Origin of the sequence: Synechococcus sp. MU1625, from assembly GCF_020514205.1 — a bacterium.
Classification (GTDB): domain Bacteria; phylum Cyanobacteriota; class Cyanobacteriia; order PCC-6307; family Cyanobiaceae; genus Parasynechococcus.
In genome coordinates, this window is sequence record NZ_VTLA01000006.1 from 103,499 (window position 1) to 125,695 (window position 22,197).

General features: G+C 57.5%; 22 protein-coding genes and 1 pseudogene. 11 read left to right on the forward strand and 12 right to left on the reverse strand.

The annotated features are described in order from the left end of the window. The first annotated feature begins 22 nt into the window (after positions 1-22). Positions 23-994, forward strand: coding sequence for a metallophosphoesterase (locus FZX13_RS10565; protein WP_255618153.1), 972 nt, complete (start codon positions 23-25; stop codon positions 992-994). On the opposite strand, the gene FZX13_RS10570 is transcribed toward FZX13_RS10565, so the two are convergent. Further along, positions 971-2,539 (reverse strand): iron ABC transporter permease, encoded by a 1,569-nt coding sequence (locus FZX13_RS10570; RefSeq protein WP_226409530.1) that lies wholly within the window; start codon positions 2,537-2,539, stop codon positions 971-973. The genes FZX13_RS10565 and FZX13_RS10570 overlap by 24 nt on opposite strands. Before the next feature lie 246 nt (positions 2,540-2,785). On the opposite strand from FZX13_RS10570, the gene FZX13_RS10575 reads away from it, so the two are divergent. Beyond that, positions 2,786-3,853, forward strand: coding sequence for an ABC transporter ATP-binding protein (locus FZX13_RS10575; RefSeq protein ID WP_115024339.1), 1,068 nt, complete (start codon positions 2,786-2,788; stop codon positions 3,851-3,853). An 87-nt stretch (positions 3,854-3,940) separates the two neighbouring features. On the opposite strand, the gene FZX13_RS10580 is transcribed toward FZX13_RS10575, so the two are convergent. From FZX13_RS10580 to FZX13_RS10595, 4 genes are all read right to left on the reverse strand, one after another. Further along, a complete protein-coding gene (locus tag FZX13_RS10580; RefSeq protein WP_115024002.1) occupies positions 3,941-4,123 on the reverse strand; it encodes a hypothetical protein in 183 nt (60 codons plus the stop codon). A 17-nt stretch (positions 4,124-4,140) separates the two neighbouring features. After that, on the reverse strand, positions 4,141-5,259 hold the full coding sequence (locus FZX13_RS10585; protein WP_226409531.1) for a GTP-binding protein: 1,119 nt from the start codon (positions 5,257-5,259) through the stop codon (positions 4,141-4,143). A 19-nt stretch (positions 5,260-5,278) separates the two neighbouring features. After that, positions 5,279-5,569: a 4a-hydroxytetrahydrobiopterin dehydratase gene (locus FZX13_RS10590; RefSeq protein ID WP_115023999.1), complete on the reverse strand. Its 291-nt coding sequence runs from the start codon at positions 5,567-5,569 to the stop codon at positions 5,279-5,281. Between the two features lie 264 nt (positions 5,570-5,833). Next, positions 5,834-6,505 (reverse strand): secondary thiamine-phosphate synthase enzyme YjbQ, encoded by a 672-nt coding sequence (locus tag FZX13_RS10595; protein WP_255618135.1) that lies wholly within the window; start codon positions 6,503-6,505, stop codon positions 5,834-5,836. Between FZX13_RS10595 and FZX13_RS10600 the strand changes: the two genes are divergently transcribed. The 3 genes from FZX13_RS10600 (at position 6,504) to FZX13_RS10610 (ending at position 9,266) form a co-directional block, all read left to right on the forward strand. Next, positions 6,504-6,911, forward strand: coding sequence for a thiol-disulfide oxidoreductase DCC family protein (locus tag FZX13_RS10600; RefSeq protein WP_226409532.1), 408 nt, complete (start codon positions 6,504-6,506; stop codon positions 6,909-6,911). The two genes, FZX13_RS10595 and FZX13_RS10600, sit on opposite strands and share 2 nt — an antisense overlap. 196 nt (positions 6,912-7,107) lie before the next feature. Continuing rightward, positions 7,108-8,631: a carboxypeptidase M32 gene (locus FZX13_RS10605; protein WP_226409533.1), complete on the forward strand. Its 1,524-nt coding sequence runs from the start codon at positions 7,108-7,110 to the stop codon at positions 8,629-8,631. Between the two features lie 47 nt (positions 8,632-8,678). Further along, positions 8,679-9,266, forward strand: coding sequence for an inorganic diphosphatase (locus tag FZX13_RS10610; RefSeq protein WP_226409534.1), 588 nt, complete (start codon positions 8,679-8,681; stop codon positions 9,264-9,266). 56 nt (positions 9,267-9,322) lie between these two features. On the opposite strand, the gene FZX13_RS10615 is transcribed toward FZX13_RS10610, so the two are convergent. Beyond that, positions 9,323-10,201: a hypothetical protein gene (locus tag FZX13_RS10615; protein ID WP_226409535.1), complete on the reverse strand. Its 879-nt coding sequence runs from the start codon at positions 10,199-10,201 to the stop codon at positions 9,323-9,325. A 133-nt stretch (positions 10,202-10,334) separates the two neighbouring features. Between FZX13_RS10615 and FZX13_RS10620 the strand changes: the two genes are divergently transcribed. Next, a complete protein-coding gene (locus tag FZX13_RS10620) occupies positions 10,335-10,856 on the forward strand; it encodes a L,D-transpeptidase (protein WP_226409536.1) in 522 nt (173 codons plus the stop codon). On the opposite strand, the gene hemC is transcribed toward FZX13_RS10620, so the two are convergent. Continuing rightward, positions 10,857-11,810: a hydroxymethylbilane synthase gene (hemC, locus tag FZX13_RS10625; protein ID WP_226409537.1), complete on the reverse strand. Its 954-nt coding sequence runs from the start codon at positions 11,808-11,810 to the stop codon at positions 10,857-10,859. A gap of 138 nt (positions 11,811-11,948) precedes the next feature. Between hemC and FZX13_RS10630 the strand changes: the two genes are divergently transcribed. Then, entirely contained in the window at positions 11,949-12,416 is a 468-nt protein-coding gene (locus tag FZX13_RS10630; RefSeq protein ID WP_226409538.1) for a hypothetical protein, read from the forward strand. Positions 12,417-12,608: 192 nt separating this feature from the next. Here FZX13_RS10630 and FZX13_RS10635 read toward each other — a convergent pair. Next, positions 12,609-12,755 (reverse strand): annotated as a pseudogene (locus FZX13_RS10635) (sigma factor-like helix-turn-helix DNA-binding protein); the annotation flags it as partial. Between the two features lie 345 nt (positions 12,756-13,100). Here FZX13_RS10635 and FZX13_RS10640 point away from each other — a divergent pair. Both FZX13_RS10640 and FZX13_RS10645 read left to right on the forward strand, forming a co-directional pair. Continuing rightward, positions 13,101-13,562: an adenylyltransferase/cytidyltransferase family protein gene (locus tag FZX13_RS10640; RefSeq protein ID WP_370630813.1), complete on the forward strand. Its 462-nt coding sequence runs from the start codon at positions 13,101-13,103 to the stop codon at positions 13,560-13,562. Positions 13,563-13,639: 77 nt separating this feature from the next. After that, positions 13,640-15,064: a LicD family protein gene (locus FZX13_RS10645; protein ID WP_226409539.1), complete on the forward strand. Its 1,425-nt coding sequence runs from the start codon at positions 13,640-13,642 to the stop codon at positions 15,062-15,064. Positions 15,065-15,342: 278 nt separating this feature from the next. Here FZX13_RS10645 and rpoD read toward each other — a convergent pair whose 3' ends face one another. Next, positions 15,343-16,737 (reverse strand): RNA polymerase sigma factor RpoD, encoded by a 1,395-nt coding sequence (rpoD, locus tag FZX13_RS10650; RefSeq protein WP_226409540.1) that lies wholly within the window; start codon positions 16,735-16,737, stop codon positions 15,343-15,345. 304 nt (positions 16,738-17,041) lie between these two features. On the opposite strand from rpoD, the gene priA reads away from it, so the two are divergent. Beyond that, a complete protein-coding gene (gene priA, locus FZX13_RS10655) occupies positions 17,042-19,288 on the forward strand; it encodes a primosomal protein N' (protein WP_226409541.1) in 2,247 nt (748 codons plus the stop codon). On the opposite strand, the gene FZX13_RS10660 is transcribed toward priA, so the two are convergent. The 3 genes from FZX13_RS10660 to FZX13_RS10670 are packed head-to-tail and all read right to left on the reverse strand — an operon-like array spanning position 19,289 to position 21,778. Beyond that, entirely contained in the window at positions 19,289-20,347 is a 1,059-nt protein-coding gene (locus FZX13_RS10660; protein WP_226409542.1) for a DUF3153 domain-containing protein, read from the reverse strand. A gap of 3 nt (positions 20,348-20,350) precedes the next feature. Beyond that, on the reverse strand, positions 20,351-21,232 hold the full coding sequence (argB, locus tag FZX13_RS10665; RefSeq protein WP_226409543.1) for an acetylglutamate kinase: 882 nt from the start codon (positions 21,230-21,232) through the stop codon (positions 20,351-20,353). Between the two features lie 3 nt (positions 21,233-21,235). Beyond that, positions 21,236-21,778 (reverse strand): DUF2854 domain-containing protein, encoded by a 543-nt coding sequence (locus FZX13_RS10670; protein ID WP_115023977.1) that lies wholly within the window; start codon positions 21,776-21,778, stop codon positions 21,236-21,238. A gap of 69 nt (positions 21,779-21,847) precedes the next feature. Here FZX13_RS10670 and FZX13_RS10675 point away from each other — a divergent pair, with 69 nt between their 5' ends. Then, entirely contained in the window at positions 21,848-22,036 is a 189-nt protein-coding gene (locus FZX13_RS10675) for a hypothetical protein (protein WP_115023976.1), read from the forward strand. The last annotated feature ends 161 nt before the right edge of the window (positions 22,037-22,197 follow it).

The window sequence follows — 22,197 nt, forward strand, 5'->3', positions numbered from 1 at the left end:
TGTGGTGCTGAGTCGTCGCCGGATGCTGCAGCTAGTGCTTGGAACCGGTCTCAGTGCCGTGGCCCTGCCCTTGAACGCTGCCAGGCGGGCGGCGCTACGGGTCGGTTTGATCAGTGATCTCAACAGCAGTTATGGAGCCACCAGCTACATCCCTGCCGTTCATCAGGGGCTGGACCAGTTGATTGCACTTCAGCCGGATCTGGTCGTGTGTGCAGGGGACATGGTCGCGGGCCAGATGCGAGGCCTCACGGGCCTTCAGCTCGATGCGATGTGGCGGGGGTTCGAGGCTGCTGTGCTGCAGCCGCTTCAGATGGCAGGCATCCCGCTGCTGCCGGCGATCGGGAACCATGACGGTTCACCGGGTTTTCCGGCTGATCGTGCCGCTGTTTCCCGGTTCTGGACCCCGACCCGTTCACGCTTGGGATTGGCGTTTGTGGATGCCTCTCAGTTCCCATTTCGCTACACGGTGGTGCAGGACGGGATCTTCTGGCTGGTCTGGGATGCCAGCTCAGCCCGTGTTCCTGAGGACCAGCTGGTTTGGGCACAACAACAGTTGGCCAGTACGAAGGCACAAACCGCTCGTGCACGGTTCGTGGTTGGTCATCTGCCCTTGGTCGGTGTTGGTCAGGGTAAGGATCGCCCTGGTGAGGTATTGGACAGGGGGAGCGCGCTCCAGGCCCTGATGGAGAACGCAGGAGTGCAGGGCTACATCAGTGGTCACCATCACGCTTGGTTCTCCGGTCGCCGTGGCCAGCTCGATCTCATCCAGCTCGGTGCGCTCGGCAGTGGCCCTCGGCGCTTGCTGGACGGTGGAACTTCAGCTCAGCAGACCTTCACGTTGTTGGAGATGGATGGGTTGAGGGGTGACATCAAAGAAACCACCTATGCCGTTTCCACGGGACAGCCGCTGTCCTGGTCGACACTCCCTCTCCGTCTCAACACCCGTGCCGGGGAGCTCCAGCGCAATTCCTCAGAGAGGTTGCTGCGGGGATGACGACCCGTCCCTGCTGGAGGCGTGATCCAGCGTCGGCACCAGAGCCATTGCGGCGATCAGCCCCAGCACGAGGATCATCAGGGCCGGCAACAGTGCTTCGGCCAACCGTTCATCGCCGGCGTATTGGAACACCCGCACTGAGAGGGTGTCGAAGTCGAACGGCCGCAGGGCAAAGGTCAGGGGAAGCTCTTTCACTGTGTCAACAAAGACCAGCAACAAGCCGACGGTGATAGGCCCGCGCAGCAGAGGCAAGTGCACCCGTTGGAGCACGCTTTGCCACGGGGAACCCATCCCCGTGGCCGCTTCATCGAGGCTTGGGCTGATCCGCTCGAGTGCAGCGTCTAACCCCCCTTTTGCTACTGCCAGAAAACGGTCGCTGTATCCCCATAGGAGCAGAAGCAACGGGGCGACCTGCCAGGGGGCTCCGGTGAGCAGCAGGGCTAGAGCCAGCACGGTGCCGGGGATGGCGTAGCCCGTTCCCGCCAGGAAGGTGAGGCTTTTCAGCCATCGGGCATCAGACCAGCGTTTGGCGATGGCCAGCACCAGAGCTGCCGCAACCGCCAGAACGGCGGCAGCCAGGGCCAGTAGGAGACTGCGCGCACTCAGGCTGATCAGATCGTCGTTCCAGCCGTTTTGGAGCTGATCCAGGTTTGTGGCGGCCCACAGCAGTGGGGTTCCCAGGCTCAACACAGGAGGGATGATCGCCAGCAGTTGAGCCACCACTGCCCGTGTTCCATTCAGGGGCCAGGCCGTTGAATCTCCACCTGCCACCCCATCACACCAGCGCCGACTGCGGCTGCGCAGGCTGCGTTCACAGATCACCAAACCCAGCACGATCACCAACGTGATCAAGGCCAAGCTGATGGCTCCAGAAGGATTGCCGTCGGATTGCCAGGTTTCGAGGATGCCTGCGGAGAGGCTTGGTATCCCGAGGAGCTGAACAGCACCGAGCTCATTGACAACTTCCATCCCCATCAGGGCGACACCGGCCCCGATCGCGGGAAGAGCGATCGGCAAGGCAACGCGACCGAAGGCTGACCACGGGCCGACCCCCAGGCTGCGACACGCCTCCAGCTGACGCCGGCCGCTGACGGAGAAATTTTCTGTGCTCAGCAGAAACACGTAGGGGTAGGTCGTCAAGGCCATGACAGTGATGCCCCAGCCCATGCCGTGAATGGTCCAGCTGTGGCGACTCCCCAGATCGATCAGTGTTGCTGAGAGCAGATAGGCCGGTGTTGCCAGCGGAATTAGCTGGGCAATCCGCAGCCATTGGCGGCCAGGAAAACGGCAGTTGCACAGCAGCCATCCATTGGTCGTGCCCAGCACGGTGCCAAATGTGGCTGTTCCTAGGAGCAGCTTGATCGTGCCCAGCACCTGGCGCATCCCATCAGGGCCAAGATCGGTGAAGCCGCTCTGCAGGGTTTTGATGGCCTCCTGCACCAACGTGAGCACCGGCCAGATGGCAATCAGGGCTGTGATCGAAGCGAGCAGAAAGAGGGCCAGCCGGCTCGGGCTTGGAACAATCCGGTTGGTCAGCAACGTCAATTCAGCAATGGGCCGGACACCGTCGTTGCGACATTGCCCTGAAGTGAGTCTGGCGATAAAGGGGGTGGGTCAAGCAGACGATCAGCAAACCATTCATCCCAGCGATCAGTGCGTCCGATGGCGGACAAGGCGTTGATGGCTGGTCAGCCCAGGACGTGCAAAACGCACACCAGCATCGATCATTTGGCACACTCATATGCTCTGTCCGTTCCCAAGCTGCCTGAACCTGTGGAACAGCTGCTCCCGATGGAGCCGACGGTTGAGTTGAACGGTGTCTGGCATTGCTACGGCAATGCTTCCGAGGGCTGGACCCTTCAGGGGGTCGATCTTCAAGTGGCGCAAGGGGAGCTGCTGGGTTTACTCGGCCCCTCCGGTTGCGGTAAAACCACCTTGCTGCGATTAATTGCTGGCTTTGAACGCCCCCAGCGGGGCACGGTGAAGCTGGCCCAGCGCACCGTGGCTGGGGAAGGGGCATGGATGGAGCCAGAACGCAGGGGTGTTGGCATGGTCTTTCAGGACTATGCGCTGTTTCCTCATCTGAATGCCTGGCAGAACGCCAGTTTTGGTCTGCCCCAGCGGCACCCCAACCCTGAGCGGGTGGCCTGGCTGTTTGAGTTGCTGGGGTTGCATGGATTGGAGCAGCGCTATCCGCACCAGCTATCCGGTGGTCAGCGTCAACGGCTGGCCTTGGCGCGGGCCCTGGCCCCAGCTCCAAGGGTTGTGCTCCTGGATGAGCCCTTTTCCAGTCTGGATGTGGAGGTGAGGCTGCGGCTGCGAAGTGAGCTCGCTTCTGTGCTGGACGCCTGTGGCGCCAGCGGCGTGATCGTCACCCATGATCCGGGAGAAGCCTTGGCGATCTGCGATCGCGTCGCTGTCATGAGGGATGGCGTTTTGCATCAGTGCGCCTCTCCACAAGACATTGTGCGATCACCGGCGACGCCGTTTGTGGGGTCCTTCGTGCTTCAACGCAACTTGATTCCCGTTCAGTCGCGGGAGCGAGGGCAGTTGTCCTGTCTGCTGGGCGATCTGGATGAAGCGAAGCCCATGGTGTTGGCTGACCGCCGAGCATCCGGTGATTGTTGTGTTCTGGTAGACCCTCACGACATCAATGTCATCGCTGATGCCGAAGGAGAGGCCAGTGTTCTGGGGCGTGAATTTCTGGGCGATGCATGGGAATACCGAATCCGAATCGCCGATGTATTGGTCCGTGCCCACTGTCCGATTGATCAGGAGCATCCTCCACAAACCCGTTGCCGGCTCACGTTCCGGGATGGGGCCAGAGTCACGTTGCTTCCGCATGCCGACGTGAGCTGAGCTGAGGAGCGGCCGTACCGGTAGCCGCGCATGGTCATAAAAAATCCCCCATCTCAGTGGGGGATTAAGTAAGAGCTGTCGACGTGTTCAGCGTTGGTGATGACGGACAGGAATCGGTACAAGAACAGGCTGTCGCAGGCCTCCTCCACCGTTGTCGTCATCGGAGTCAGCCAGAAGCCACAACAACAAACTTGCGAGAACAAAGACTGTTCCGAGCAACAGCGGTTCGACCATTGAGGTGTCTTCCATGGCACGCACAATAAGCAGCATTCATGGGTTCTGCTGAATCAGCTGAAACCTTTTCCCGCATCAGGTGCCACACAAGCCTGGAGTTGCTCCCGCAGGGTCTTGTGGTCGATGTCACGGCCAATCAGCACCAATTGGTTCTTGCGATCACCGGTCCAGTCGGTGTCGTCGATGGAAAACCGTTTGCCTGCCAGATGGAACACATGGCGTCGTTCGCTTTCGTTGAACCAGAGGATTCCCTTGGCTCTGAACACCTCCTGGGGCATTTGGTTGTCGAGGAAGTTCTGGAACTTGCGCAAGGAGAAAGGTCCATCACTCTGGAAGGACACGGAGGTGAATCCCTCGATTGCCTGATGATCCGCGTGATCACCATGGCTGTGGTCATGGTGATGGCTGTGGTCGTGGTGATGATTGTGCCCGTGCCCATGGTCGTGCCCGTGTTCGTGACCGTGTTCGTGGTGATGGCTGTGGCCATGACCGTGCTCGTGCTCGTGGTCGCTGTGATTCAGGCTCGGATCCTCGGCGGGGGCACTCACCTTGTCGGATTCGAACAGGCCGACACTGAGCAGCAAGGCCAGGGGGACATCCCCTTTCACCGATCGCAGGATGCGGGCATCGTTCTTGACGTCTCTGAGTTTCTGCTCAACGGCCTCAAGCCGCTCTTCGGAGACGAGATCACACTTGTTCAGCAGCAGGATGTCGCCATAAATCACCTGGGCTCGGCCAACTTCCGTCTCGAGCACGACTTCATCGAAGTTTTCTGCATCGATCAACGTGATGATCGAATCAAGGCGGGTCTGATCGCGCAGTTCACTGCCGAGAAAAGTCATCGCAACCGGCAGGGGATCGGCCAGACCAGTTGTTTCGACGACGATGTAGTCGAGAGGCTCAGGGCGTTCCATGACCCGTTCCACTGCCTCCATCAGTTCGTCGTTGATCGAGCAGCAGATGCAACCGTTGCTTAGCTCCACCATGTCTTCATCGGTGGTGACGATCAGATCGTTGTCGATTCCGATTTCGCCGAATTCGTTCACCAGCACCGCAGTCTTCACCCCCTGCTGATTGGTCAGGATGTGGTTCAGCAGCGTGGTCTTCCCTGCTCCGAGGAAGCCGCTGAGAATGGTGACGGGGACGTTGGAGGTGGCTGGTGCAGTGGTCATGCGCAAGGACCCTCAGCACTCATGCTGGCAACAGTCCGTCGATTGCGGTGGCCAGTTCCACATCGAGCCTGCTGAGGCCACCGAGATCATGGGTCGTTAGATCGATCGACACGCGGTTGTAGACATTGCTCCAGTTCGGATGGTGATTTTTGGATTCGGCCAGGAGGGCCACCTGTGCCATGAATCCAAACGCCTCCACGAAGCTCTTGAATTGCAGATCGCGGTGCAGCCGTTCCCCCTGCACTCTCCAGTTGGGTAGTTCTGTGGCGAGCGCCGACATCTGGGTGGCGTCGAGACGTTCCATCGGCATGCGATCTCTGATTCACCCCTCCATCGTGGCGGGATCGTGGCCCCTAAGGGAGCTCTCTGTCGTGCTGCCCAAGATCAATGCAATAAGCCCAAAATTTTCGGACCCAACGCGGCTTGGGATGGAGGTTGGCAACGCTCAGCACCGCCATAGAAATGATTCCGAGTACGACCCCAAACGCTGGATCGATCCAAACCCAGAACAGGACGATCAAAACGCTGATGACAACAATCCGACGAATCTGTCCGAATGTCATGGAGCTGATCCTCAATCACTTAAGTCATGCAATCGATCAATCATCAGATCGGTATCTGTATCGATGCCGTTGTCTGTTTCCCAGGCATTGGGGTCATGTCGCACCTGAATGGCTTGATTGATCCGTTCCGCATTGCGAAGACTCAACAGGGTTTGAGGCTTGGCTGAGGCGTTCTGCGTCGTGGAACGAGGTGCCGTGACGCTGGATGGTTCGCCGAAAAGGTGGCAGGCGATCGTTCTGTTGTGAGCAGCGCTGCGGTGCTCCCAGAGGTACACGGCTTGCCAGGTGCCCAGCAGCAGCTTTCCTCCACTGACGCTCAGGCTGAGGGTCTGGCTGGTGAGTGCTGTTCGGATATGGGCCGGCATGTCATCCGCTCCTTCGTCGTCATGGAGATACCGGCGGTGTTCTGGAACGGCATCCGCCATCCATGCATCAAGGTCTTGCAGAACCCGTGGATCAGCGTTCTCGTTGATCGTGAGGCTTGCGCTCGTGTGCAGGCACGTGAGGTGCAGTACGCCCTGGTCAAGGCCTGTGTTGCGGATCCAGGCGTTCAACCGACCGTCCAGTCGGGTGAAGCCCTTCCCAGGGGTTTGGACTGAGATCTGATGCAGGATCTGCTGAACTCCCACCGCTCTCCAGCGTTCTCTTCTTACTTTGCGTGCTTCAGCTCCGTCTGACCCCATGGCCAGTCCCTCTGCCCCCGAACTGACGCTGCTTTTTGACGGGGGCTGTCCGTTGTGCATGCGTGAAGTTCGTTTTCTGCAGCGGCGTGACTCTCTGGGCCGGCTGGAATTTGTCGATATCGATGCTGCGGATTACGACCCTGAGGCCCATGCCGGCATCAGCTACCGGGTTGCCATGGGCCGCATTCATGCCATTGCGGGCTCCGGTGAGGTGCTGCGGGATGTGGCCGTCTTCCGCGAGGCGTACCGCTTGATTGGTCTGGGGTGGCTGTACGCACCGACCCGCTGGCCGTTGATCGGCGGCGTGATCGATTGGATCTATGGGATTTGGGCGTCCCGGCGGCTTCAGATCACGGGGCGAGCGGATTTGGAGACCCTGTGCCGAGGCCGATGTGACTTGAACTGACCGGATTACTGGATGGTCGATGGCTGTCGATAGATCAGTTTGAGCGGCCAAAGAGCTATGGGAAGGGCGAGCCCAAAGGCTGCGCGCAGCATCAGGCGGCGCATCGATGCAGGAAGACTGAACTGCTTCACAATGCCCTGCATCGCAGCTTCGATGCCACCCCCAAGGTCGTTAAATTGATTGAAAGGAGAGCGAGATGGCTTCTGCCGCAACGGCTTGGGGGCAGCTAGGAGCCCATTTGCGTGAAACACAGCTGCTGGGTTCGATTCAGAGCACCCTGTATTGGGACCAGAACACCCGCATGCCCTCTGGTGGTGCACCCTGGCGAGGTGAGCAGCTCACGCTTCTGGCGACCCAGCTTCATGCACGTCAGAGCTCCGCGGCCTATGCGGATCTGCTGGCCGTAGCTCGTGAGCATTGGAACTCCGGTGAACGATGCCCCGAGCAGGGCCGCAATTTGGATTTGCTGGAGCAGGACCTGTGCAGGCAGCAGGCTCTCGATCCAGCCCTGGTCGCTGCATTGGCGACGGCCAAAGCCAAGGGGTACAACCTGTGGCAGCAGGCTCGAGCAGCGTCTGATTTCAGTCTTTTTGCACCGGCGCTTCAGACGTTGATTGACCTGCGCCAGGAGCAGGCCAACCAGCTGGACGAACTTCGATCGTGCTGGGAAACCCTGGCTCAACCCTTCGAACCGGACCTTCGGCTTGAGCGTCTCGAGGCTCTGTTTGCTCCGTTAAGGCAACGGTTGCCGCAATTGGTCGCTCAGGCATCCACCCGCCCACGCCCACGATCAGCGGACTGGGATCTAAAGGAGTCGAGCCAGCAGCATCTCTGTGACGGGCTCCTGCAGGCCTGGGGCCGCAACTCCGCCATCACCTGTATGGCCCGCTCTCCCCACCCCTTCTCCATCACGTTGGGACCGGCGGATTACAGGATCACCACGCGTGTGGTGCCAGGTCAGCCGTTGTCGTGCTTCCTGGCCACCGCCCATGAATGGGGACACTCCCTCTATGAACAAGGGCTCCCGGACCAGAGCCATCAGTGGTTTGCCTGGCCGCTGGGTCAGGCCACCTCGATGGCAGTGCATGAAAGCCAGTCGTTGTTCTGGGAGAACCGCGTTGCCCGGAGTCGTCCGTTCGCGGAGCAGTGGTGGCCCCGTTTTGCTCAGGCTGGAGCTCCCTTCACCTGTGCCCAGGACATGTGGCAGGCCATGAACCCCATCTCGCCCGGCTTGAACCGCGTTGAAGCTGATGAACTCAGCTACGGCTTACACATCCTGATCCGCACTGATCTCGAGATCGCATTGCTCGAGAAGGGCTTGGCTGTGAAGGATCTTCCCGGCGAGTGGAACAGGCGTTATGGGGAGCTCTTGGGGGTTCGCCCCATGAATGATGCGGAGGGATGTCTTCAGGATGTGCACTGGAGCGAAGGCCTGTTTGGCTATTTCCCGTCGTACCTGTTGGGGCACCTGATCAGTGCGCAATTGAGTGAAGCGATGACGGAGGCCATCGGTGCTCCAGAAGACCATGTGCATCGCGGTGATGTCATGCCCCTACTGGATTGGCTCCGTGAGCATGTGCACCCGCTGGGACGCAGTGTGAATGCGGAGCAATTGGTTGAAAAAGTCAGCGGTCGCCCCTTGAGCACCGAAGCCTTCCTTGGCTATTTGGAGAGCAAACTTGATCGCTTGCACCAGGCGTCCCAGCCTCTAAAGGTTTGATTGGCCGAGGCGGCCCGTAGGATGCGCCGCGCTGTCCATCGCCGTTTATGGCCAACCTCGATCAGGCACCCAGCCGCAGCATGCCCAACCTGCTGCACGTGCTGCCGGCCTTCGCTGATGAAGCCGAACTTCGTCTCAACACGATCGTGGAGCTCAACTCCAACACGATCAACAAGTACGAGCTGATCACTGAAACAGGCCATCTCAAGCTTGACCGCGTCGGTTACTCCTCTCTGGCGTACCCCTTCGCCTACGGATGCATTCCCCGCACCTGGGATGAAGACGGTGATCCTCTCGACATCGAGATTGTTGGTGTCACTGAGCCCTTGATTCCTGGTTCGATTGTGGAAGCCCGCATCATCGGGATCATGACTTTCGACGACGGTGGCGAAGTTGACGACAAGGTGATCGCTGTTCTTGCCGATGACAAGCGCATGGATCACATCAAGAGCTGGGAAGATCTCGGTGATCACTGGAAGAAAGAGACCACCTATTACTGGGAGCACTACAAGGATCTGAAGAAACCTGGCACCTGCACTGTGAACGGTTTCTTTGGAACCGAAAAAGCCATTGAGATCATCAAGAGCTGTGAGGCCCGCTATATGGCTGAGATCAATCCCAAGCTGGTGGATTGAACAATCCAGTTTTCGGCTGGTGATCGGGCGGGGGATTTCCCCGCCTTTTTCATGTCTCAGCGCTGGAACATGTTCACGAGGACGGCACGGCGTGCCTGGGGGTGTTGCGGGTGACCGCAGTGGGCGCCGCGCTGCGATGAGAGCACCATGTCTCCTGCCTTGGCATACAAGGCGATGGCTTCAGCCCCTTGGAGCTGACTGAATTCAAACGGTCCGAGACCGTGGCGTTTGTTGTAGCGGGCATTGCGCCACCAGAGCCGTCGTCGGCGTTGGGACTTGGGCACAAAGCAATAGGGCCCATCGGCCAGCGATTGCACATCACTGAGGTAAACGAAGGATTTGAATTTCAGGGAGCGTCCATCGCAGTGGTAGCTGCGCGTGTCCTGAACACCCCTGTTGATGTAGAGATTGCGGCACTTCACCCGCAGACGATTGAAGCTGCTTGCCAGAAGCAACCGCTGAATCATGGATTCCTGAAGACACTCTCGGATGCTGGAGTTCAGGCTTTCTGAGAGGCGCTCTGGATGAAAGATGTCGATCATTCCCGCATCGCTGCCGCTGCGGCCATCGGGGCGTTTAACCCGGTAGTTGATGACGGCCCGATCCGCATCGCGGAACTGGTTGTAGCCCTTCAGCACACGGTGATCGGGAAGATTGAGATGGGCCAGGGAGGCGAGGCGACCGTGATCTCCTGATTCGATTTCTTCGAGCAGCTCGCCAACATCCCTGTTGATCGATGCGATCAGTTCAGGAGGTGCAGCTTCCCGTAGGCAAATGATCCCCCGTCGACGCAGCGTCCAGGCAGCAGCAAGGAAGGTTCTGCGGTTGTTGAGGAGGTCAGAGAAGCGAAAACTGATCGACTGGACCTCCTGGCTGAGGGCATTGCCGTCGAGAAGGGTTGGCCGTGCCGGTGCGATCGCCGTGGAGGTCAACACGCAGGAAAGAGAGTTTGTGAAGGGTACCGCTAGATCGCCGGTCTCATGCTTGAGACCAAAAAGAATCTGAAGAGTTTGGCTTGGTCACTTGCTGCTGCGGTTTTTTCGCGCAGCGATGAATACGTTGAGACCAATGGGTCTTGTGCGTCTCATGAAGTGGTCGTTGTTTCCAGCGCTCTTGGGCGGTGTGTTGGCTGGATCCCTGCTGCCGTCGCTTTCTGTTGATGCCGCTGAAGTGGCGTTGCAGCGTGTTCCGCGAGAGTCGCGCATCGTTCTCGACCTCAGCAAGCGACAGATCTCTCTTGTTCGGGGTGGCCAGCGGCTTGGATCGTGGCCGGTAGCGATCGGAGATCCCAAGACGCCCACCCCCAGGGGGGAGTTCGCCATTCTCACCAAGAAAGTCAATCCCATCTATGTGACGAACAAGTCGGGCCAGCGGCGTGAGTTGAGCGGGCCCAGCAGCCCCATCGGCGATCGCTATATGGCCTTTCACCGCAATGGCCGCGGCGAATTTGGAATCCATGGAACGGCGTGGCCGCACTGGGTGCAGATTCGCGCTGCCGTCAGCCTTGGCTGCGTGCGCATGCTCAACAGCCACATCCGGCAGCTGTTTGAAGCCGTGGATGTGGGAACGCGCCTTGAGATTCGCAGTTGATCAGGCTTCGGGGCGAACGGTGTCGAAGATCTCTTTAAGGATCTCTCCTGCACCCTGATCTTTGAGGGTGTGGGCGAGGGAGAGGCCGATGGCTTCAGGGTCGCTGGCGGGGCCGCTGGTTTGGTCGCGGATCAAGCGTTTGCCGTCGAGGCTGGCCACCATGCCGATGAGGATCAGTTGATCGCCTTCGAAGCGGGTGTTCACGCCGATGGGAACCTGACAGCCGCCCTCCAGTTCCCGCAGAAAAGCGCGTTCGGCTAGGCAGCGCTGGGAGGTGGGCATGTGCTCCAGCACCTTGATTGCCTCCATAACTTCAGGCTTGCCCTCCACGCATTCAATGCCCAGTGCTCCCTGGCCAACGGCGTGCAGGGAGATGTCGCCGGGGATCAGTTGGTGGATCCGATCGGCAAAGCCCAGGCGGCCAAGACCTGCTGCAGCGAGGATCAGGCAGTCGTAATCGCCGCTGTCCAGCTTCTCCAGCCGGGTGATCACGTTCCCCCGCACGTCCTTGAAGATCAGGTGGGGGTAGTGGTGACGCAGCTGGGCCAGACGCCGCAGGGAGCTGGTTCCCACCACAGATCCTTCCGGAAGCGTGTCGAGCTTGTAGGCCTGGTTTTTGGCATTCACGACCAGGGCGTCAGCCGGGTCTTCCCGCTCGGTGATGACGCCGAGCATCAGCCCCTCAGGAAGGTTGGTGGGAAGGTCTTTCAGGGAGTGGACGGCGATGTCCGCACGATCCACCAACATCTGGGCTTCCAGTTCCTTCGTGAACAGGCCTTTGTCGCCGATCTTGGCCAGGGCAACATCCAGGATTTTGTCGCCCTGGGTCGCCATGGCTTCCACGGTGATTTTTAAGCCTGGATGGGCCTTTTCCAGTTCCGCTTTGACCCAATTGGTCTGCACCATGGCCAGCTGGCTGCGTCGTGAGGCGATGCGCAGTTCGGTGAGGGCCATGTACAAGGCGAATCAGCCGCCCAGCCTACGCTTTTGGGTAGTTCTCGCTTGATTGGCACCCTTGAGGTTGTGAAGCTTCGAAAGAGAAGCCCGCTTATGTGAAGAACGCGTAACATTCGTTTGCCGCGTAGGACCCTCATGCCAGGCCCCGTTGTGAATGGCGTTCGTCAGGTGGGAGCGATCGGCTCGGTTGCCCCTGAACACCAGGAGCAGGACACCATGCTCCCCTTGGTGGCCGAGGGATGCATTCGTTTGATCCTGTTGTGCAGTGGTGACGTCTTGATGGCACGGCTTCGGCACACCACCGATCGTGATGGTGACCACGCCTACCAGTTGCTCCGGCCGCGTCTGGTTCGCTCGGCTGTAAAACCTCCGGAGGATGGTCAGCTGCGCTGGGTGCTTCAGCCTTACCTGGCGGGGCTGACGTCCCAGCACAACCTTGTGCTGTTCAAGGCGGCAGTCGCCTCTGTGCTTGAACCCGATCCCCGTCTTCTCCAGGCCTATGCCTTGGAGACGCGTCAGGAATGTCCTCTTGAGGAGACACCGGTGGAGCGCTTGAAGCGTGCCTTTCAGGAATTTACGGAGACCTTCGAAAGCCCTTCGTAACTGATGCGCCGAATTTTTATTTCCTCCCAAAGGAAAACCCCAGTCTCAGACTGAGGTTTGATCTCTTCCGTGTGAGGAGGGCGTCTCAATTCCCTCAAGATCGTTATAGGAGCCCATCGGGGCTTTGAGCTAGGGGGAATGTACTTATGTATTACTCCCGAGACTGTTCGATGACAGCCTCGGGTTTGTGACCTATTTGATGTATTCCTTGAGCACCCCATTGCGGTTGGGATGGCGCAGCTTGCGCAGGGCCTTGGCTTCGATCTGACGGATCCTTTCGCGGGTTACATCGAAAATCTGACCGACGTAAGCAGTTGTTTTTATGTGCCCCCTGTCCAGCAAGACCGAAGATTCATCTTGTTGGGCTCGCAGTGGCTTAATATAGTTAAGGTGCTTCGGTGGCGTCACGAAGCAGGTCATGAGAGTCTTCCTGAACGAGGGCCTTTGGTGCTCAGACTCTGATTTATCTACTTCGTGGCATTGGAGAGTCCTTGCGCGTGTCTTATGCAAAATCTCAGTTCGACCTATGCATTGATTTAAAAAGTGAATTACTCTCGATTGAATTGAAGTTAACTCAGGCTAAGGTATATGTCGTTAGTTTTATGACTTGAATGACTGAGACTATTTGACGTATTACGTTGTTTTGCATGATCTGTGATATACTCAAAAAAAATTTTCAAATCAATGAGGTCAGTGATTACATATGGAACATTTGATCTGTTCCATGTAGGTCACGTGAAACTTCTTTCACGTGCTAAAGAGTTCGGCGATAAGCTGATTGTTGGTGTTTCGTCTAATGAGTTTAACAATCTAAAGGGTAAGAATAGCATTTTCCCGTACGAGCATCGTGCTGAGATTGTAAGTAGCCTGAAGGTCGTTGATCAAGTTATTCCAGAGCACAATTGGGAGCAAAAAATTGATGACATCAAGCGATATAATGTGGACACCTTTGTTATGGGGCACGACTGGGAGGGAAAGTTTGACGAACTAAAAGAGTTTTGCGACGTTGTTTATTTGCCAAGAACCAATGGTGTATCAACAACGAGCTTGAAAAAGTCCTTAAGTGCTTGGAATGCCCAGATGGAAGAGTCTTTGCATGCAAGTCTAGATGCTTTGAGATTAATTGCAAATCAGCTCGGAAGTTAAGTGTATCTTCTTCATTTTAGTGGAAAAAATTTTTAGATTTTTATCCATTTAGAGCTTTCACTTCTTGATCTTGTGCCATGACAGACTCATTCCTCGAAGCCTTTTCAGAAATAAAGGAGCAGCTTTTCCCAGGGCTGGGATTTATGTATGACAATGAATATTTTTGTCTTCAGGTGGATGTTAATGCGATTGTAGATGAACTCGATATAACAACAGTTCTCAGGCGAAAAACATTTTTGTATTTTGCGAAACTTGAAATAATCAAAGATGATGGAGATTTAGTTCTGCCGCAAAATGAATTGACTAGTGATGCATGCCTCCAGCTGTTTCGAGGTGGACTGCGAAGTGAAAAGGATGATGAGCCGATCGATATAAAGCTTAAGACGGAGAGGTTGTCTCGGCCGTACATAAAGCTCAAATTCAAAAAGCCGACTTTCATTAAGAAAATATTATTGTATCCTGCAGAATTAACGTCAGGGATTCGTAAATTACGTCTGAACGGTCTGTTGAAATCTGAGCAAATTTTTTCCTATTCAAATTTTGGTGATTTAAAGGCTTTATATTTACTTGCAAAAATTAGTGTTTTGGCGGGAGAAAATGCTGGTCTGAGTAACCCTAACATTCCTGGTTTTGTTGCGTTGTTTGGCGCTGCTGTCTCAAGGCTTATTGAAAGCAATAGTTTAAGTAGTCTTTCTTTGCTTGAGGTTGCACAGCTCTTGCCGGTGTTTAAAAAAAAGCCGATACTTACGCGTGAACAAATTAAAATTGCCGCATATATTTTTCTGAGATTGTATTCGCAAAGGGCCAAGCAGGGAAAGGCTACTCAGACCAAGCTTCTCGAGCCGCTAAAGCGGTGTCTTTGGAATAGTTCCACTATCACGCAAGTACTTGATGAAGTAAATTCCCTTAATAAGTCTTGGTTTGGATCTGAAAAGTATTTCGTTCTTTCAAAGCATTGTTTGCATGTAAGTAGGCTTCTGGTCAATAAAGACAAGTATCTTGATGCTATTGATAAGGCGGTGCAGATTTTTAAAGAGATTGATCAGGATCTGATTCTTTGCTATGGCACGCTGTTGGGCGCAGTAAGGGGAAAGGGGTTTATTCCGCATGATGACGATATTGATCTTCTTGTTTTGTGTAATTCTCTGTCTCGCGACGAGTCGCTTATTAATCAGCAGAAAATTTTTGAGCATCTTGATTCTCGAAAAATATCTTATCGGCAAAAAAGAACTGGTCTTGGCTTTCACTTGAGGGTTAATAATGTTCCTCTGGGTATTTTTGGTATTTGGGAAGAAGGCGCCGACAGTAAGCTCATGATGGAGCGCTTTAAATATCGAACGGTTCCGACCAGTATCATGAAGCCTCTCTCCTACGTTGAGCTTCATGGTAGGCAATATCCCGCCCCTCATGATCCGGCTCAATTTCTGCAGGAGCGATATGGGGACTCTTGGACCATCCCTGACCCGTACCATGAATTCAAATGGAAGGTGAAAAATATTTAGATTTTGAGCTTTTGAGTGCTGCTCAACTTGGGTAATCCTGGCACTTTGATATAACGATATTCAAATAATGATTCGGGCTTTTGCTTTCCTGGTAAGCCAGTTTTCCTATGAATTAATCTGATTCTTGTTTTGATATAGTGGCTGTCAATAAAGCAATATGGACTCAGGATTTATATTTTTTGCTTGCTTTTCCCATCAATGATTGGTTCGCGCAGAGTAAACCCCCAAACTCTTGTTTGAGTAGTCGTTTGGAATTTTACTCTGCGTTATTGTGTTGATTATTTGATGTATTCCTTGAGCACCCCATTGCGGTTGGGATGGCGCAGCTTGCGCAGGGCCTTGGCTTCGATCTGACGGATCCTTTCGCGGGTCACATCGAAAATCTGGCCGATTTCCTCAAGGGTTTTCATGCGTCCGTCGTCCAATCCGTAGCGGAGGCGAAGCACATCGCGCTCACGGGGGCTGAGGGTTGCCAAAACTCCCTCGAGGTCTTCACGTAGCAGGTTCTTGGCGACGTCTTGTTCGGGGTTCTCGATGTCTGCTTCGATGAAATCGCCCAGACGGGAATCCTCTTCTTTGCCGATGGGGGTCTCGAGCGAGATCGGCAGCTGGGCACTCTTGGCGATGAACCGCAGTTTCTCGATGGTCATTTCCATCGATTCAGCGATTTCCTCTTCCGTTGGCTTACGACCGAATTCCTGGGAGAGAACCTTGGTGGTTTTCTTGATCCTGGAGATCGTTTCGTAGAGGTGAACCGGTAGGCGAATGGTGCGGCTCTGGTCAGCGATCGCTCGCGTGATTGCCTGACGAATCCACCAGGTGGCGTAGGTGGAGAACTTGTAGCCCTTTTCGTGGTCGAACTTTTCAGCTGCTCGAATTAGGCCAAGGCTGCCCTCCTGAATTAGATCCTGAAAACTCAGGCCCCGATTCATGTACTTCTTGGCAATCGAGACAACGAGGCGCAAGTTGGATTGCACCATTTTTTCCTTGGCCCGTCGGCCCAGCATTAAGCGACGGCGGAAGCGGATGAGCGGCATCTCAACCAACGCGGCCCATTCTTTTTTGTCGGGTTCCCGGCCGTTGTCGCTTTCAAATTGAGACGCCAGCTCTTCGAGGTAGAGGAGATCCGCGATTTTGCGAGCGAGTTCGATCTCTTCGTCGGGACGAAGCAGGCGGATCCGTCCGATTTCCTGCAGATAGACCCGAATGGAGTCTTCGGTGTAAACGCCTTTGGGGCCGATTTTGATGCTGGCCAGGGCTTTGGCCTTGGCTTCCTTCTCGGCAGCGGCTGTTTTGGCCTTCTCCTCAGCTGTTGGTTGAGCTGTAGCTGCCTTGGTGGTGGATTTCTTAGCTGTTGATGCCTTGGTGGTGGATTTCTTAGCTGTTGATGCCTTGGTGGTGGTCTTCTTGGCAGTTGCTGCTTTCTTTGTAGTGGTTTTTGCCTTGGTGGTTTTGGCGGCTGCTTTCGTCGTTGTTCCGGAAGACTTGGCCTGATCCGCTGCTGCGAGCAGTTCATCTGCCGCGGCGCTCAGGTCCTTCGCGCTTGACTTGCTGGCTCGGCGGCGCGCAGGGGCTTTTTTGGATTCTTTGCTGGAGACTTCCTTCACTGTGCCGTCAGCATTGGCCAGAAGAACGATGTCCGGCTTGGCAGCTTTGGTGGCAGCTGGGGTCATGGTGAAAGTCGAAGTCGGATGAAGGGGGGACGCAAAAGCGGCAACATCACACCAAAGGCTCAGGCCAATAAAGCCTGATCTCCTGTCAAAACGGGAGAGAACGACGCAGCTGACGCTGAGACGGAGATCATGGGCTGATGGTGGTGTCCGCGAGTCGACGAAACGCTTGGACTAATTGTCTGTGCTGCCCGGGGTGGTCTCAGACCGGTCAAAGTGGCAAGGACAAGGCCTTGACTTCAGACTCTGTGTCTTCCCTCTGGATCGAGCGCAGGGTTGGCAGAAAACGACCAACCTGTCCACGTTAATGAAGTCTTCCGAAGTTTGCAAGGTCCTGTCGCATCCGAGGCGCTGCGTTGATGTCTGGCTTGAGGCCGGGCGGGAGGGGCGGTCCTTCAGTTACTCCGCTGATCCCGCCATGGGATTGATGCCAGGAGACCTTGTGCGGGTGCGCCTCAGGGGTCGTGCCATGCATGGGTTGGTGGTCGCGGAGCGGGAGTGGGGAGCAGATGAACCCCCAGAACTTCAGCCGGTGGAAGCACTCCTACAGCGGGCTGCTGTCGACCCCGATTGGTACAGCTGGTTGGAGGGGGTGGCGGATCGCTGCCACCTGAGCGCCTTTCGTACGTTGAAGGCGGCTCTGCCGGCGGGATGGATTGGTCAGGCAGGTCAGCGCTCGCTGGCGGGAGGACGTCAGATGTGGTGGGTGCAGGGCTGTGATCCCCTCGATGACGCGGACCAACCCAGCCCCCGTCAGCGGGAACTTCTGGCTTGGTTGAAGGCCCAAGGCGGTGGCGGCTGGCAACGGGATCTTGTGGCTAGTGGGTTTGGTGCTCATTTGCTGCCCCCCCTGGTTCAACAGGGTTACCTGGTGCGTGAGCGGCGGCGGGCTGAGGACAAGGTCGCTGCGGGTGCTGATCTCCGGGAGCATCCCCAGGCTTTGACCGCTGAGCAGCATGCCGTGGTCGATGCCTACCAAGAGCTTGCTGCGGGGCGTGGTCTGTTGCTGTGGGGAATTACGGGTTCCGGCAAGACCGAGGTGTACCTCCAACTCGCGGCCCAGGAGCTGGAGCGGGGCCGCCATGTCTTGTTGCTGACCCCCGAGATCGGTTTGATTCCCCAACTCGTCGATCGCTGCCGTAAGCGCTTCGGCTCACGCGTCGTGGAATACCACAGCGGTTGTGGTGACGCTGAGCGGGTCCGGACCTGGCGTCGCTGTCTTTCCGCGGAACAGCCATTGGTGGTTGTTGGAACTCGCTCCGCCGTGTTTGTTCCTCTAAAGCCGCTTGGGTTGATCGTTCTTGATGAGGAGCACGACAGCTCCTACAAGCAAGACGCTCCAATGCCCTGCTATCACGCCCGCGACTTGGCCTTGGATCGGGTCGTGATGCAACAGGCACGGCTTGTGCTGGGCAGTGCCACACCGTCGCTTGAGAGTTGGGTTCAATCTGGCTCCGAGGGTCCTTTGACCTTGGTGCGTTTGACCCAGCGCATTTCGCGGCAGGCCCTACCTCCTGTGCATGTGATTGACATGCGCCATGAGCTGGCTGAAGGGCACAAGCGTCTGGTGAGTCGTGCCTTGATGGACCGTCTTGCGGCACTGCCAGAGCAGGGCGAACAGGCGGTGGTTTTGGTGCCACGTCGGGGATACAGCCCTTTTTTGAGCTGCCGCAGTTGCGGCGAGGTGGTGATGTGCCCCCATTGCGATGTGGCTCTCACCGTCCACCGTGGACAAGGTGGACACCAGTGGCTGCGATGCCATTGGTGTGACCATCGTGAGGAGCTGGAGAGCCGTTGCAGTCACTGTGGTTCCACGGCCTTCAAACCCTTTGGAGCAGGGACGCAGAAGGTGTTGGAACTCCTCTCTCAGGAACTTGAAGGCCTTCGCTTGCTCCGTTTTGATCGGGATTCCACCGGGGGGCGTGACGGTCATCGACGCCTGCTGGATCGCTTTGCCGCCGGGGAGGCAGATGTCTTGATTGGCACGCAGATGCTGGCCAAGGGTATGGATCTGCCGCGGGTCACCCTGGCGGCGGTGCTCGCAGCGGATGGGCTTCTGCATCGCCCCGACCTCCGCGCAGGTGAGCAGGCACTGCAGTTGTTGTTGCAGTTGGCGGGCCGAGCTGGCCGGGGCGAGCGACCGGGACAGGTGCTTGTCCAGACGTACACCCCGGAGCATCCGGTGATTCAACACCTGGTGGATGGACGTTATGAGGCGTTCCTTGCTCAGGAAGTGGCTCTTCGGAAGGAGGCCGGCTTGGTGCCCTTCAGTCGCGCTTGTCTGTTGCGGCTGTCTGGAGATTCCCCAAGTAAAACAGCAACGGCGGCAGCGGTTCTTGCTGAGCGGATCCGGCCGATGTGTCAGAGCCAGAGTTGGTGGCTGCTGGGGCCTGCCCCTGCCCCGGTGGCTCGCGTGGCAGGACGGAGCCGATGGCAGCTGCTCTTGCATGGACCGGCGGGCTCCTCTCTCCCGTTGCCTCCTGGGCAGGACCTCTGGGATGGCTTGCCCAGGGGTGTGGCGCTCACCGTGGATCCTGATCCGCAGCAGCTTTGATCAAGAGGGCAGTTCTGGGAAGCCAAAGCCCAGCTTCCGCCGCACGACCTGCAGGAGCATGCTGCACGTCAGCAGCATCAGAATTACCAGCCCACCAAGGCCGAGAGGATTCCAGCGCCAGCCCCGCCAGTTGATCTCTGTGGTTGTTCCGGAATGAGCTGTGCTTTGAATCCGCCCATGGTTGAGGCTTAGATGCAGCTCCAGCCCAGGAATCTCGGGCAAATCGCTGAGGTCGACGATCAGTTGCAAGTGCTGCTGCACCCCCAGCAGCCAGTTGCGTTCCTCGAGCTTGAGCACCGGTGCCGGTAGAGAGATTCCCGCCGCGCGGCCAGCCACCTCAACCACAGCGGCCATCTGTTGCGCCAGATCATGCGATGACGCAACGCCGCTACTGATGTGCTGGTGTCCAGGCCCCGACTGCTTGATCTTCAGCCCGGACACCTCCCGTTCCAAATCGCGTTCAAACTGGTCTTGCCAGGGCAGCGAGCGTTCCTGGGTGCTCTGCACGTCCCAGGTGAGGGCCAGTCGATCCGGACCGCGAAGCTCGAGATCGGCCTGGATCCGTACGCAGCCACTCAACAGCAGAGTGATCCCCAGCAGAACCGCCAGGACCAGCACGGCGAATCCGGCCGCCGGTGGTCGCGTCGGCCCCGTCGGTGGCGGTGGCGGTGGTTCGGGGCGCCGGGAGCGCCGCCGTCGCATGGTGCTTGGCTGCCCGCTGCCGGAGGCATTCATCTCCAGTTGCGGCATCGTCATCGACCAGCGTTCCGGACGATCCAGGCTGGGGGCCTCGAGAATCTCGAGTAGTTGTTGCGCTTGCTGGCGCAACTTGGGATCTCGGCAGCGACTGAGCAGGCGACAGGTGGCAATGGCCTTGTCGTCCTGCCCCTGCCCCATCCAGGCGGTGATCATCAAGTAACGCAGCCGGGGCCCCTCGGGACTATTGGGCGGGTGGGTTTCCGCTAGGGGGAGGAGCAGATCCAGGCACTGTCCATAGTCCCCGCGCTCGAGGGCTGCTTCCGCTTCGGAAAGGTCCAGTCCTGAGTCTTTTTCGCTCACCCTTCAGCCGCGTCCCACAACCATGGTGCCGATGCCAGCGTCCGTAAAGACTTCGAGCAACAGGGCGTGGGGAACTCTGCCGTCAATGATGTGGGAGGCTGCGACGCCTTGCGCCAAGGCGCGGATGCAGCATTCCGTTTTTGGGGTCATGCCTCCTGCGACGACGCCGTCTTCGATCAACTGTCGCGCCTCTGAGAGGCGTAGTTTGCGGATCAAGGAGTCAGCATCATTTCGGTCCTTGAGGATGCCGGGGGTGTCGGTCAGCAGGATCAGTTTTTCGGCCTCCAGGGCCGCCGCCAGTTCTCCCGCCACTGTGTCGGCATTGATGTTGTGGGCTCGCCCGTCATCGGGGGTTGCGGCAACGCTGGAAATGACGGGCACGTAGCCCTTCTCCAGCAGCGGTTCCAGCACATCGGGATTGACGCGTGCAACGTCCCCCACGAGCCCATGGCTGCCGTCCCCCCAGGGGCGAGCCTCGACAAGGCTTCCGTCACTTCCGCTCAAGCCAACGGCACGGGTGCCGAGCTGATTGAGCCCATTCACGATCTGTTTGTTGACGCGACCCACCAGCACCATCTCCACCACATCCATCGTGTCGGCGTCAGTGACGCGCAATCCGTCGCGGAATTCGGCTGGAATTTCCAGACGCTGCAGCCACTGGTTGATTTCCGGCCCGCCGCCATGAACCACAACGGGTTGGACTCCAACACAGGCAAGCAGAGCCAGATCGCGAAAGACGGCAGCACGCAGTTCGGAATGGGCCATGGCCGCTCCGCCGTACTTGATCACGATGCGCCGTCCGGCGAAACGCTGGATGTAAGGAAGGGCTTCGCTGAGCACCGACACCCTGAGGGCGTCATCGTTGTTCTGGGTGGACTGGGCCATGGCTTATGCCTCACCCGCTGGAAGCAGAACAACATCCAGCCGCTGCTCATCCAGTTCCTTGAGTTCCGCGCGCATTCCCTTGGCGAAGAAACGCCCGAGACGCTCCTGCCGCTCTTGCCAGCGTTCGAGGGGAACGGCTCCCAGCAGAAAACGCAGCCGCAGGCCATAGCCAGCGTCGGAATGCAGCTCTTCGATCTCCTCCAACTGTGGCGGGGTGTCTTCGTCCCAGAGCTTGAGCGCTTCGAGCGACGACTCCAGATGGGCCTTCTGGCCGTAGCGCCAGCGCGTCACATCCCCGAGAAGCTTGCCCAGTTCAGGGGCTGCTGCTTCCCGTTCTTTTTGGAAGGTCTTGATGGGTGTCACCCGGATTGCGGGTGGCAGCTCCGAGGATTTCAGGGCCAGTCCCCCCAACAAGATGGGAATTCCATAGAAAATTGTGGGCAGGCTGAGGTTGGCGCTTCCCGTCGCGTAAGCGGTGGCACCGATCACTGTCAGCACGCCTCCGGCGATGGTGACGAGGCTGCCGGGGGAGAAGAAATCCTTCATGTAGGCCTTGGCTTGATCGTCATTTTGACCTCTAGGGCATCAGGATGGAGATCCACTGCCTCGAGCTAGATGCCTGATCCATCGTCGACTGGCATGGACGATCTGCTCCAGCAGCTCGATCGCGATCGCAGCTGGTTGTTGCAGCAGATCGATGGCGGTCGTTGGCCCGAGCTCCGGCTTGACCTGGCGGCCCTCGAGCGAGAGCTCGGGCAACTGATCACCCGAGCGTCAGAGCTGCAGGACGAAGCCGATCGTTGAACCGCGCCGAACCGAGAACATCCTCTGATTCAGAACGGAATGTCGTCGGTGTCGGGAACCAGGGGCGCAGCATTCCAGCTGGCCGGTTCTGGTTCTTTCGCCACTTTCGTCGCCGCAGCTGCGGGGGCCTGTCGTACTGGGGCCGGGGCTGAGGGGTGGCC

Coding starts and splice junctions, on each gene's coding strand:
- FZX13_RS10585 (WP_226409531.1), bottom strand. CDS start 5,259: ATGACCACTGCACCAGCCACCTCCAACGTCCCCGTCACCATTCTCAGC.
- rpoD (WP_226409540.1), bottom strand. CDS start 16,737: ATGACCCCAGCTGCCACCAAAGCTGCCAAGCCGGACATCGTTCTTCTG.
- hemC (WP_226409537.1), bottom strand. CDS start 11,810: ATGGCCCTCACCGAACTGCGCATCGCCTCACGACGCAGCCAGCTGGCC.
- FZX13_RS10675 (WP_115023976.1), top strand. CDS start 21,848: ATGCCTGATCCATCGTCGACTGGCATGGACGATCTGCTCCAGCAGCTC.
- FZX13_RS10620 (WP_226409536.1), top strand. CDS start 10,335: ATGGGTCTTGTGCGTCTCATGAAGTGGTCGTTGTTTCCAGCGCTCTTG.
- FZX13_RS10630 (WP_226409538.1), top strand. CDS start 11,949: ATGCCAGGCCCCGTTGTGAATGGCGTTCGTCAGGTGGGAGCGATCGGC.
- FZX13_RS10610 (WP_226409534.1), top strand. CDS start 8,679: ATGGCCAACCTCGATCAGGCACCCAGCCGCAGCATGCCCAACCTGCTG.
- FZX13_RS10595 (WP_255618135.1), bottom strand. CDS start 6,505: ATGGGGTCAGACGGAGCTGAAGCACGCAAAGTAAGAAGAGAACGCTGG.
- FZX13_RS10605 (WP_226409533.1), top strand. CDS start 7,108: ATGGCTTCTGCCGCAACGGCTTGGGGGCAGCTAGGAGCCCATTTGCGT.
- argB (WP_226409543.1), bottom strand. CDS start 21,232: ATGGCCCAGTCCACCCAGAACAACGATGACGCCCTCAGGGTGTCGGTG.
- FZX13_RS10575 (WP_115024339.1), top strand. CDS start 2,786: ATGGAGCCGACGGTTGAGTTGAACGGTGTCTGGCATTGCTACGGCAAT.
- priA (WP_226409541.1), top strand. CDS start 17,042: ATGAAGTCTTCCGAAGTTTGCAAGGTCCTGTCGCATCCGAGGCGCTGC.
- FZX13_RS10640 (WP_370630813.1), top strand. CDS start 13,101: ATGAGGTCAGTGATTACATATGGAACATTTGATCTGTTCCATGTAGGT.
- FZX13_RS10580 (WP_115024002.1), bottom strand. CDS start 4,123: ATGCTGCTTATTGTGCGTGCCATGGAAGACACCTCAATGGTCGAACCG.
- FZX13_RS10590 (WP_115023999.1), bottom strand. CDS start 5,569: ATGCCGATGGAACGTCTCGACGCCACCCAGATGTCGGCGCTCGCCACA.
- FZX13_RS10670 (WP_115023977.1), bottom strand. CDS start 21,778: ATGAAGGATTTCTTCTCCCCCGGCAGCCTCGTCACCATCGCCGGAGGC.
- FZX13_RS10600 (WP_226409532.1), top strand. CDS start 6,504: ATGGCCAGTCCCTCTGCCCCCGAACTGACGCTGCTTTTTGACGGGGGC.
- FZX13_RS10645 (WP_226409539.1), top strand. CDS start 13,640: ATGACAGACTCATTCCTCGAAGCCTTTTCAGAAATAAAGGAGCAGCTT.
- FZX13_RS10565 (WP_255618153.1), top strand. CDS start 23: ATGCTGCAGCTAGTGCTTGGAACCGGTCTCAGTGCCGTGGCCCTGCCC.